The following is a 12,030-nucleotide window of genomic DNA, read 5'->3' as shown; positions in this document are numbered from 1 at the left end:
CGAGCGCCACCACGCCGCCGTCCGCACCCGGCAGGCCGCCGCCCAGCGCGAGCGCTGGCCCGACCTCGCCACCCTGCTGCTCAACGCGCTCGGCCCCGGCCCCCGGCTCTGGGAGCGCGGCCCCGGCCACCCCGACGCGCTCACCCTGCGGCTCGGCACCGCCGACCGGCCCGGCGGCCCCGGCACCTCCCCCGGCACCGTGCTGCCCGCCGTCCCGGTCACGCTCGACCTGCAGACCGCCGGGAGCCTCGGCCTCAGCGGACCGCGCGACCGGCTCGACGCGCTCACCCGCGCCGTCGTCGCCCAGCTCGCGGCGCTGCACCCGCCGACCGGGCTCAGCCTCGTCGTGGTCGACGCCGACCCGGCCCGCGCCCCGCAGGACCGCGCCGACACCTGGGCCTGGGCGCTCTGGCTGCCCCACCTGCGCCCCACCGACGGCCAGGACTGCCGGCTACTGCTCGGCCTCGACGACGACCAGGCCACCGCCCGGCTCACCGAGCTCACCACCCGCCTCACCGGCCCGACCGGTCTCGGCGGCCACCCCGCCACCGTCGTGGTGGTCGACGGGCGCCCGAACAGCCAGGCCGCCCGGCAGGCCCTCGACCTGCTGTTGCGACAGGGCCCGGCCGTCGGCATCTTCCCGGTCTGCCTCGCCGAACAGCCCGAACTGCTGCCCCGCGGCATCGGCGCCACCGCCCTGATCACCGGCGAGGTCGGCACCCAGCTCTCGCTCGACCGGCCGGTCGCCCGCGGCCGGGAGACCCTGCACGAGGTCTCCCTCGACGCGGTCTCGGACGCCTGGGCCGAACGGCTCGCCCGCGTCCTCGCCCCGCTGCGCGAGGCCGCACCCGTCACCCGCGGCCCGCTCCCGGACGCCCTGCGCCTGCTCGACCTGCTCCAGCTCGACACCGTCACCCCCGCCAAGCTCTCCGCCCGCTGGGACGCGCACGCCGGCGGCATCGGCGCCGCCACCGCCCTGCTCGGCACCACGCGCGACGAGCTCTGCACCCTCGACCTCGCCGACCCGGAGCTCACCCTCCCGTCCCCCGACCCGGGCGGCCCGCACCTGCTGGTCGGCGGCGCGCGCGGCTCCGGCAAGACCGAGCTGCTGCGGACCCTGATCGCCTCGCTGGCGGTCTCCGAGCGCCCCGAGCGGCTGGCCGTCACCGTCGTCGAGGGCCGGGCCGGCGAGGGCGGCCTCGCCGGGTGCACCGAGCTGCCGCACGTCACCGGGCTGGTCAACGCCGCCACCGACCCGCGCGCGGCGCTGCTCGCCGCCGAGGCGCTGGAGGACGAGCTGGAACTGCGCGAGCGGCTCTTCGACGGGCTGGACTTCGCCTCCTGGCACGCCACCCGCATCCTCGACGGGGGGCTCGACGACACCCTCCACGCCGACCGGCCGGCCGTCCCCGTCCCCGCCGTCGTCGGTGCGGGCGGCACGCCGTCCGTGCCCCGGATCGTCCAGCCCCGCAGCTCCGAACCGCCGGCGCCGCCCGCCGCGCCGGCCGCACCCGCCGGCCCGGTCCCGGCCCGGCTCGTCGTCGTGGTCGACGACTACGACGCGCTGCTCTCCCCCACCTCCCCGGCCGGCCGGCCGCTCGCCCGGGCACTGGCCGCCGTCGCCCGGCGCGGCGGCCCGCTCGGCGTCCACCTCGCGGTGGCCACCGGACGCCCGGAGGAGAGCGCCGGCACCGAGGTCGACGAGGCCGCCCTGCTGCGGATCGCGCTGCGCACCGACGACCCGGCCGACTCCGACCTGCTCATCCACCTCGGCGACGCCGCCGCGCTGCCGGACTCCACCCCGGGCCGCGGCTACCTGCGGCTGCCGGACGGCGGCGTGACCGCGTTCCAGACCGCCCGGATCAGCGGCCGCATCCCGCGCACCGCCACCCTGCGGCCCACGGTCGTCGCGATCGACCCGCTCCAGCTGGGGGCGCCGCCGGCCCGTCGTCCGGTGCGCGAGCTGGGCAACGGGCCGACCGACCTCGCCCTGCTCGCCAGCGCGCTGCAGCGGGCGGCCGGGCGCTGACCCCACGGGCACGCCGGGCACCGGGCTCGGGGCACCAAGGACGCCGGGGGCACCGGGGGCACCGGGGGCACCGGGCACCGAAGACGGCTGTGGGGCCCGCTTCCACCGGGCCCCACAGCTTCACTGACGACGCGATCAGGCGTTCTTCTGCTTCGGCTCCTCACCGGCCTGGGCGGTGACCGTGCGGCCCAGCACCGCCGAGTGCCCGGACACCGTGCCCGGCTTGCCCAGATCGCTGCCCTCGCCGACGACGACCAGACGCTCGCCGAGGAACTCGTGGGTCTTCGGGTCGAAGATCCACTCGCTCCGGACGCCGCCGTCCACGTGCGCCACGGCCACACCGTGCCGGCCCGACGCGTCCACCGAGTCGTCGATCACGGTGACCCCGGGGATCTTCGCCGCCGCCCGGTAGAGCGCGGCGCTGACCGCCGGCGGCGCCAGCTGCTCGCGCAGCAGGTCGCCGATGGTCGTGAAGGCCTCCTGGTCGGGGGTCCGGCCCTGGCCCTTGGTCTCCGTGTAGATCTTCTTCAGCAGCGCGTCCGGGTCGGTCGGCAGTCCGGCCAGGTACGCGTACGTCGGAGCGTTCAGGCTCGGCTTGGTGGTCGGGTCGACCCACTCGCCGCCGTCGGTGCGCGGCGCGGGACGCGTGTCCCCGGGCTTGCGCTCGCCCGTCTCGTGGGACCTCCCCTCCTCCTTCAGCACGCCCCACTGGCTGCCGTCCGCCGAGAGCCAGATCTGACGGCGGTGCGGCTCGTCGATGGTCGACTCGCCGGTGGCCAGGTTGACGGTGGCGAAGGAGACCAGGCTGTCCACGTAGACGAACTGGTTCTTGCCGGGCTTCTGGTCGGGCTTGCCGGCCGCGGTGTCGGCGACCTGCGTCAGCAGCTGCACGGCGGCGGCCGGGGCCGCGTTCAGCGTGGTGTCCCCGGTGGTCCGGCTCTGGACCTGCTGCTGCTTCTGCGGGCTGCCCTCACCGCCGCCCGCCGTCAGCACCACCGCCAGCGCCAGACCGCCCGCCAGGGCCGGAACCGCCACCCAGCCGAGCTTTCCGCGTCGGACCCGCGCGGGCTTCGTCTCCCGGATCTCACTCATCAGATGTCCCCTCAACAGCCGGTGGCGGTCGGCAGAGAGTTCGGGCCGCGCCGGCGGCGGCAACAGCCGCGCCAGCTCCGCACGTTCGTGCTCGTTCATCGGTTCGTCTCCCGTGTCGACCGGGCCGCATCGACGCGGCCACCCCGTACCTGTCCGACCTCCGCGCGGAGTTCCCGTCCACTTCCGAGCTCTTCCTCCGCCAGCGCGCGCAGCTTGGTGCGGGCGCGCGAGAGCCGCGAACGCACCGTCCCGATCGGCACGCCGAGGGCCTCCGCGGCGCTCGCGTAGTCCAGCCCGGCCCAGACGCAGAGGCCGAACACGTCCCGCTCGGCCTTCCGCAACCGGACCAGGGCGCGCCGGGCGGCGGCCAGCTGGGCACTGTCGTCGAGGCGCCCGACCAGCTCGTCGGCGAAGTCCGGCACCACGTCGCGCTCCGGCAACCGCTCCATCGCGGCCCGGTGCCGCCGGGCCGCACGGGCCGTGTTGCGCAGCACGTTGGCGGCGACCCCGAACAGCCAGGGGCGCACCGACTCGTCGCCCTCGTGCAGTCTGTGGCGCAGCCGCCACGCCTCAAGGAAGGTCAGCTGGACGACGTCCTCCGCGACCGCCCAGTCCCCCGACACCCGCACCGCGTACCGGTACAGGTCACCCGCTGTCTCGTCGAACAGCTCCCCGAACGCCCACTGGTCCCCGTTCCTCAACCGACCCCGCTGTGACAGCTCCACACCCCCACCTGTCCGCACCGGCCCACCGGGTTCCCCGGGTTCCCCGGGTTCCCCGGACAGCACAACACGGCGGGCCCGCCGCCGGGGGCGCGGGCCCCCCGGGGGGACAACCCGCCGGCCCCTCCCCGGGCCCCCCCCCCCGGGGGTCCCGGTGGGCCGTCGCCCCCCGCGTCACCACCCCCCCGGGGCCCCCCGCCTCCCGCGCCCCGCCCCCGCCGGGTGAACAGCCGTCCGTCAGCGCATCGAGCCCGTGCGGAGCAGGGTGCGGATGACGCGCATCGCGACCGAGAGGCTGGACAGCTCGTAGTTGTCCGAACCCCTTATGTCGTCGAGGGTGCTCTTGGCGCGGTTCAGCAGGGTGGAGTTGAGGTCCGCCCAGTCGCTGTAGCGCTCCTCGGGGGTGGCGCCGTCGGGGCCGCAGGCCAGGATGTCGGCGGTCAGCGCCGCGTGGGCCGCGAAGAGGTCCTCGCGGATGGCGGCACGGGCCATCGACGACCAGCGGTCCGTCCGGGGCAGCTCGATGATGCGGTCGAGCAGGTGGGTGATCTGCAGGCGGTCGGCGAGGTCGTAGTAGAGCTCGGCGACGTCGGCGACGTCCTTGCCGGACCGGTCCGCGACCTCGGTGATGTCCAGGGTCGGGAAGGTCGAGGAGAGGCCCGCGATCCGGGTGGCGAGCGCCTCCGGCACGCCGGCCTCGGCCAGCTCGTTGTAGATCGACTCGAACCAGGCCAGGTCCTCGCCGCGGAGCGGCTTGGGCAGCGAGCCCCAGACCTGGTTGACCCGGTCGTGGAAGAACTCGATGGTGCCGGCGATGTCCAGCGGCTGGCGCCGGTTGTTGAGCATCCACCGGGTGGCGCGCTCGACCAGGCGGCGCGAGTGCAGGCGCATCTTGGTCTGGGCACGGGCCGGGACCTGGTTGTCCAGTGCCTCGATCTCGCCCCAGATCTCCTCCAGGCCGAAGACGGCCCGCGCGGCGGTGTGCGTCCGGGCGATCTCCTCGTAGGTGGCGCCGGTCTCCTCCTTCAGGCGGAAGGCGAAGGTGCAGCCACCGCGGTTGATCGTGTCGTTGACGATCAGCGTGGTGATGATCTCGCGGCGCAGGGCGTGCTGGTCGATCTGCTCGGCGAACCGGGTCCGCAGCGCGCTCGGGAAGTAGTCGTGCAGCGCGGTGCGGAAGAACGGGTCGTCGGGCAGCTCGGTGGCGAGCAGCTCGTCGGCCAGGGTGATCTTGGTGTAGGCGAGCAGCACCGACATCTCCGGCTGGGACAGGCCCCGGCCGTTCTGCTGGCGCTCGCGGATCTGCCGCTCGGCGGGCAGGAACTCCAGGCCCCGGTCGAGCTGGCCGGCCGACTCCAGGCGGTTGATCATCCGGGAGTGGACGTTGACCATGCTGTGCGCCTGGGCGACGGCGTTGGCCAGCACCACGTTCTGCGCGTAGTTGTTGCGCAGCACGAGGTGGCCGACCTCGTCGGTCATCTCGGCGAGCAGGGTGTTGCGCTGCTTCACCGTCATGTCGCCGTCGCCGACGACCTGGTTGAGCAGGATCTTGATGTTGACCTCGTGGTCCGAGGTGTCCACGCCGGCCGAGTTGTCGATGGCGTCGGTGTTGATCCAGCCGCCGCCGGCCTGCGGGCCGCCGGTCGCCGCGTACTCGATGCGGCCGAGCTGGGTGCAGCCGAGGTTGCCGCCCTCACCGATGACGCGGGCGCGGACCTGCTCGCCGTTGACCCGGATCGCGTCGTTGGCCTTGTCGCCGACCTCGGCGTTGGTCTCGGTGGAGGCCTTGATGTAGGTGCCGATGCCGCCGTTCCAGAACAGGTCGACGGGCGCCTGCAGGACGGCCTTCATGAGCTCGGCGGGGGTCAGCTTGGAGGCCGTGATGCCGAGGCGCTCGCGGACCTGCGCGGAGACCGGGATGGACTTGGCGCTGCGCGGGAAGACCCCGCCGCCGGACGAGATCAGCGACTTGTCGTAGTCGTCCCAGGAGCTGCGGGGCAGCTCGAAGAGGCGGCGGCGCTCGGCGTAGGAGGCGGCCGCGTCCGGGCTGGGGTCGAGGAAGATGTGCCGGTGGTCGAAGGCGGCGACCAGGCGGATGTGCTCGCTGAGCAGCATGCCGTTGCCGAAGACGTCGCCGGACATGTCACCGATGCCGATGACGCTGAAGTCCTCGGACTGGGTGTCGACGCCGAGTTCGCGGAAGTTGCGCTTGACGGACTCCCAGGCGCCGCGGGCGGTGATGCCCATGCCCTTGTGGTCGTAGCCGGCCGAGCCGCCGGAGGCGAACGCGTCGCCCAGCCAGAAGCCGTACGACTCGGCGACGCCGTTCGCGATGTCGGAGAAGGTCGCGGTGCCCTTGTCGGCGGCGACGACCAGGTAGGTGTCGTCCTCGTCGTGGCGGACCACGTCGGCCGGGTGGACGACCTCGCCGCCGACCAGGTTGTCGGTGATGTCGAGCAGCGCCGAGATGAACGTCTTGTAGGACGAAATACCCTCGGCGAGCCAGGCCTCGCGGTCCACCGACGGGTCCGGCAGCTGCTTGGCGACGAAGCCGCCCTTGGCGCCGACCGGCACGATGACGGTGTTCTTCACCATCTGCGCCTTGACCAGGCCGAGGATCTCGGTCCGGAAGTCCTCACGCCGGTCGGACCAGCGCAGACCACCGCGGGCGACCTTGCCGAAGCGCAGGTGCACGCCCTCGACCTGGGGCGAGTAGACCCAGATCTCGAACGCCGGGCGCGGGGCCGGCAGGTCCGGGATGGCCTTCGGGTCGAACTTCATCGACACGTACGAGTGCCACTCGCCCGCGCTGTCGTGCTGGAAGAAGTTGGTCCGCAGGGTGGCCTTGATCAGGTGGAGGAAGGAACGCAGGATGCGGTCCTCGTCCAGGGAGACGACCTCGTCCAGCGCGCCGGACAGCTCCTCCAGGATCCCCTCGGTCAGTTCGAGGGCGCCCTGCTGGTGGCTGGGGCTCAGCCGGGCCTCGAAGAGGTTCACCAGCAGGCGGGTGGTGTGGGTGTTGTTGCGGAGCGCGTCCTCCATGTAGTCCTGGGAGAACGTGGAGCCCGCCTGGCGCAGGTACTTGGCGTACGTGCGCAGCATCATCGCCTGGCGCCAGGTCAGCCCGCCGGTCAGGACCAGCTCGTTGAAGCCGTCGTTCTCGGCCTTGCCCGTCCAGGTGGCGGCGAAGGTTTCCTGGAAGCGCTCGCGCGCCTCGTCGGTCAGCTCGACCGCCTCGCGCAGCCGCAGACCGAAGTCGTAGACCCAGGCGGTGGTGTGGTCGGAACGGGTCAGCGCGTAGGGGTGCTCGTCCAGCACCTCGACGCCGAGCCGCTGGAGGACCGGCAGGACCTCGGTGAGCGAGATCGGGCCGCCCACCCGGTAGATCTTGAAGCGACGCTCGTCGTCGCCCGCGCCGACCGGCTGGTACAGGTTGAGGCGGAAGTCGCCCTCGCCGTGCAGCGACTCGATCTGCTTGAGGTCGGCGACGGCGGTGCGCGCGGTGAAGTCGGCGCGGTAGCCGTCGGGGAAGGCGTTGGCGTACTTGCGGGACAGCTCCGCGGCCCTCTCCTCGCCCAGCTCGACGTGCAGCTGGTCGTTGAAGCCGTCCATCCAGAACCGGGCGGCCTCGGCCAGCCTGGCCTCGATCCGCTCGACCTCGGCGTCGCTCAGGTGCGGCAACTCGCTGCCCGGGGTCACCCGGACCACGAAGTGCAGTCGGGTCAGCACGGACTCCGTCGACCAGACCGTGTAGTCGATCGAGGCGCCGTTGAGCTCCTGCATCAGGAGGTCCATCAGGCGCAGCCGGATGCGGGTGGTGTAGCGGTCGCGCGGCAGGTAGACGAGCGCGGAGAAGTAGCGCCCGTACTCGTCCTGGCGCAGGAAGAGCCGCAGCTTCCGGCGTTCCTGCAGGTAGAGCACGCTGGTGGCGATCTGGAGCAGTTCGCCGGCCGGGGTCTGGAAGATCTCGTCCCGCGGGAAGGTCTCCAGGATCTGGAGCAGGTCGCGGCCGTCGTGGCTCTCGGTGGAGAAGCCGGACTCGGCGATGACGTCCTGGACCTTGCGGCGGACCACGGGGATGCGGCTGACCGACTCGGTGTACGCGGCGGCCGAGAACAGGCCGAGGAAGCGGCGCTCGCCGACGACCACGCCGTTGGCGTCGAACTTCTTCACGCCGACGTAGTCGAGGTAGGACGGGCGGTGCACCGTGGCGCGGCTGTTGGCCTTGGTCAGGACGAGCAGCTTCTTCTCGTGCGCCTTGGCGCGGACCGGCGCGGAGAGCCGGCCGAAGGCCTCGCTGACGGCGTGGTGCTGGTCGTCGTGGCCGATCGGGTCGGAGCGCAGGATGCCGAGGCCGGTCCCGGCGACGGCCTTGAGGACCTCCTCGCCCTCGTGCTCGACCAGGTCGTACTCGCGGTAGCCGAGGAAGGTGAAGTGGTCGTCGGCGAGCCAGCGCATCAGCTCCCAGGCCTCGCCGACCTCCTGCTCGGGAAGGCCGGTCGGGGGCTGCTCGGCGAGCTCGTCGGCGAGGCGGAGCGCGGAGTCGCGCATCTTGCCCCAGTCCTCGACGACCTCGCGGACGTCCCCGAGCACGCGGCGCAGGTCGGTCTCGATCGCGCGCAGGTCCGCGCGGTCGGTCTCGCGGTCGACCTCGATGTGCATCCACGACTCGACGATCGCGTCGGCCGGCCACTCGGCACCGGCGGCCTGGCTGCGGGCGCAGGCGTCGACGTCGAGGATCTCCAGCAGCTTGCCGGTGATGTCGCGGCGGACCACCAGCTGCGGGTGGATGACGACGTGGATCGCCCGGTCCTGGCGGGACAGCTCGTTGGTGACCGAGTCGACCAGGAAGGGCATGTCGTCGGTGACGACCTCGACCACGGTGTGGCCGCAGGACCAGCCGTTCTCCTCCACCGAGGGGGTGTGCACCCGCACCTCGGCGGTGCCCTGCGGCCGCTTGAGGCCGAGGCGGTAGTGGGAGGCGGCCGCGCCGTACACGTCGACCGGGTCGCGGTCGACCAGGTCCTCGGGCGCGGTGTGGAGGTAGTAGTGGTGCAGGTATGCGGTCAGAGCGCCGTTGCTCAGACCCTCCCCCGGCGCCGCTCCCCCCACCTGGCTGTTCTCAGCGGCTGCTGCTGCCTTCCTGAGCAGTTCGGCCTTGGCTGCGTCCAGCTTGGTCTGCATGACTTCTTGGCTCCTGTCGCGCGCCGTTGCGTGACTCGGTGGTGTGTGGGTGTGCACCGCCGGGTCTTCCGCAATCCTGCCGCACCCTCCAGCTGAAAGGAGTCCATGGCACGCATGGAACAGCCCTGCAGCGGGTAGGACGAAACGTTCGGCCTGCGGAGCCACCCGACGACGCCAGCCAGCCTAACGGGATCAATCGAAGGTGTCAGGGGACAGGGAGGCGCAAACCCGCAGGAAGATCGGTCCGTCCTGGACACCTTGTCCAATCCGCCCTCGGGTTTGCGCCGAAAGCCGAAAGGCCCGGGGAGCTCACCCCATGTGCGGGTGAACGTGGTCGGTCGGCGGGACGAACGTCTCCTTGATCGACCGGGCCGACGTCCAGCGCAGCAGGTTCTGCGCGGCGCCCGCCTTGTCGTTGGTGCCCGACGCCCGGCCTCCGCCGAACGGCTGCTGGCCGACCACGGCACCGGTCGGCTTGTCGTTGATGTAGAAGTTCCCGGCCGCGAACCGCAGCTCCTCCACCGCCCGGGCGATCGCGTACCGGTCCTGGGCGATCACCGCGCCGGTCAGCCCGTACGGCGCGCCGGCGTCGACCCGGCCGAGCACGTCCTCCCAGCGCGAGTCCTCGTAGACGTGGACGGCGAGGATCGGTCCGAAGTACTCGGTCCGGAACATCTCGTTGCGGTGGTCCGAGGAGACCAGCACGGTCGGGCGGACGAACCAGCCGATCGCGTCGTCGTACTGGCCGCCGGCCGCCAGCTCCACCGTCGGGTCGCTCTTCGCCCGCTCGATCGCGTCCCGGTTCTTCTCGAAGGCCCGCCGGTCGATCAGCGCGCCCATGAAGTTCGACAGGTCGGTGACGTCGCCGACGGCCAGCGCGTCCACCTCGGCCAGGAAGTCGTCCTTGATCCGCTGCCAGAGGCTGCGCGGCAGGTACGCGCGGGAGAGCGCCGAGCACTTCTGGCCCTGGTACTCGAAGGCGCCGCGGATCAGCGCGGTCTTGAGGACCTGCGGGTCGGCCGAGCGGTGCGCCAGCAGGAAGTCCTTGCCGCCGGTCTCCCCCACGATCCTCGGGTACGTCCGGTAGGTGCCGATGTTGGCGCCGACCGTCTGCCAGAGCGACTGGAAGGTGGCCGTCGAGCCGGTGAAGTGCAGCCCGGCCAGTGCCGGGTCGGCGAGCGCGACCGCGGAGAGCTGCTGTCCGTCGCCGGTCACCATGTTGACCACCCCGGGCGGCAGCCCGGCCGCCTCCAGCAGCCGCATCAGGTGGTACGCGGCCAGGGTCTGGGCCGGCGCCGGCTTCCAGACCACGGTGTTGCCCATCAGTGCGGGCGCGGTCGGCAGGTTGCCGGCGATGGCGGTGAAGTTGAACGGGGTGACCGCGTAGACGAACCCCTCCAGCGGGCGGTGGTCGGTCCGGTTCCACACCCCGGGCGAGGAGACCGGCTGGTCGGCCAGGATCTGCCGGGCGAAGTGGACGTTGAACCGCCAGAAGTCGATCAGTTCGCAGGCCGAGTCGATCTCCGCCTGCTGCGCCGTCTTGGACTGCCCGAGCATGGTGGCCGCGTTCAGGGTGTCCCGCCAGGGCCCCGCCAGCAGGTCGGCGGCGCGCAGGAACACCGCCGCCCGGTCGTCGAAGGAGAGCGACCGCCACTCCCGGCCGGCCGCCAGCGCGGCGTCCACCGCGGCCCGGCCGTCCTCCCGGGTGGCGTTGCCGAGCACGCCCAGCTTCGCCGCGTGGTGGTGCGGCTGGACGACGTCGATCCGCTCACCGCCGCCGAACCGCTGCTCGCCGCCGATGGTCATCGGCAGCGGGACCGGCTCGGCCGCCAGCTCGTCCAGCCGCCGCACCAGCCGGGACCGCTCCGGGCTGCCGGGCGCGTACGTCCGCACCGGCTCGTTGCCCGGGACCGGGACCTGGGTGACTGCGTCGATGGGCATGGCGGGCTCCACTCGTCGTCCGGCGGCCGGCCCGCTCCGACGACGGGCCCGACGCCCTCCAGACTGACCAGCGGCGGGCCCGATCGCCCGCCCGGACACGCCAACGGTGGACGTGGCGCGCGCCACGCCACCCGGGGGCGACGGCCGGCGGCCGTACGGACAGGCCCCGGGCCTCGCGGGCCGACGGGCCGGCGGTGGGGTGCCGGCGAGCCTCGGCGGATCCTCTGCGGGTGCCGGTCCGGTCCCGGGCCGGTCCCCGGTGGGCTCCGGGTGGACGCGCGGGCGGGTGTCGCCTCAGGCGGTGAGCCGGGCGAGGCGGGTGTCGCCTCAGCCGGCGAGCCGGGCGGCCAGCTCGACCGCCTCGGCCAGCGTGTCCACCACCGGCACGCCCACCGGCTCCAGCTTCTGCCGGGTGTGCGAGCCGCCGGTGTACAGCACGGCGTGCGCACCCGCGCTCAGCGCGGCGAGCGCGTCGTCCGCCGCGTCCCCGATCAGCACCGTCCGGGCCGGGTCCACGTGCTCGCCCAGCGCCTCCAGGTGCCGGACCAGATGCTCCGCCTTCTGCCCGCCGGCCGGGCCGCTGCGCCCGTCCACCCGCAGGAACTGCCCGGTCAGGCCGAAGCCGTCGACCACCGGAAGCAGCCGGGTGTGCTCGTACAGCGACAGCAGCGACTGGCTGTGCCCGGCCGCCCGCCAGCCGTCCAGCAGGTCCAGCACGCCCTCGGTCAGCCCGCAGGCCACGCTCAGCTCGTGGTAGCGGCGGTGGAACGCGTCGTCCAGCTCCAGCCACTCGGCGTCGGAGGGCAGCCGGCCGAGCAGCCGCTGGTAGAAACGGGGAATCGGGATCTCGTACTGCTCGCGGTACTCCTGCAGCGTCATCGGCCCGACGCCGACGGTCGCGAATGCGGCGTTGCTCGCTCCGAGCACCGCCTCCATGTCATGGAAGAGCGTGCCGTTCCAGTCCCAGACGATATGAGTGCGCACGCAGGGAACGGTAACGCCGGGTACCGACAGACCGGTAGGGCGGGAATCACCGCGCCCTCGTCCGCCGGAACCGCCGAC

Annotated in this window: 6 protein-coding genes; 1 reads left to right on the top strand and 5 read right to left on the bottom strand. The window is 73.0% G+C overall.

The features are described 5' to 3' along the window. On the top strand, positions 1-2,029 hold a 2,029-nt coding region (locus ABZY91_RS31225; RefSeq protein ID WP_355406208.1), incomplete at its 5' end, for an FtsK/SpoIIIE domain-containing protein. 135 nt (positions 2,030-2,164) lie between these two features. On the opposite strand, the gene ABZY91_RS31220 is transcribed toward ABZY91_RS31225, so the two are convergent. The 5 genes from ABZY91_RS31220 to ABZY91_RS31200 form a co-directional block, all read right to left on the bottom strand. Then, entirely contained in the window at positions 2,165-3,220 is a 1,056-nt protein-coding gene (locus tag ABZY91_RS31220; protein WP_355406206.1) for a CU044_5270 family protein, read from the bottom strand. Next, positions 3,217-3,846: an RNA polymerase sigma factor gene (locus ABZY91_RS31215; RefSeq protein WP_355406204.1), complete on the bottom strand. Its 630-nt coding sequence runs from the start codon at positions 3,844-3,846 to the stop codon at positions 3,217-3,219. The genes ABZY91_RS31220 and ABZY91_RS31215 overlap by 4 nt, the downstream gene beginning before the upstream one ends. A gap of 234 nt (positions 3,847-4,080) precedes the next feature. Next, complete coding sequence (locus ABZY91_RS31210) at positions 4,081-9,027, bottom strand: NAD-glutamate dehydrogenase (RefSeq protein WP_355406202.1); 4,947 nt, start codon at positions 9,025-9,027, stop codon at positions 4,081-4,083. A gap of 309 nt (positions 9,028-9,336) precedes the next feature. After that, positions 9,337-10,962: an L-glutamate gamma-semialdehyde dehydrogenase gene (gene pruA / locus ABZY91_RS31205; protein ID WP_355406212.1), complete on the bottom strand. Its 1,626-nt coding sequence runs from the start codon at positions 10,960-10,962 to the stop codon at positions 9,337-9,339. Positions 10,963-11,295: 333 nt separating this feature from the next. Then, a complete protein-coding gene (locus ABZY91_RS31200; RefSeq protein ID WP_329883570.1) occupies positions 11,296-11,952 on the bottom strand; it encodes an HAD family hydrolase in 657 nt (218 codons plus the stop codon). Positions 11,953-12,030 lie beyond the last annotated feature (78 nt).

It is taken from the genome of Kitasatospora sp. NPDC002965 (assembly GCF_040611255.1).
GTDB lineage: Bacteria > Actinomycetota > Actinomycetes > Streptomycetales > Streptomycetaceae > Kitasatospora.
This window is presented reverse-complemented; position numbering and strand designations above follow the sequence as displayed.

What these genes read in the sequence shown, in the direction of transcription:
- ABZY91_RS31220 (WP_355406206.1), bottom strand. Translation starts at nt 3,220, where the DNA reads ATGAACGAGCACGAACGTGCGGAGCTGGCGCGGCTGTTGCCGCCGCCG.
- ABZY91_RS31210 (WP_355406202.1), bottom strand. Translation starts at nt 9,027, where the DNA reads ATGCAGACCAAGCTGGACGCAGCCAAGGCCGAACTGCTCAGGAAGGCA.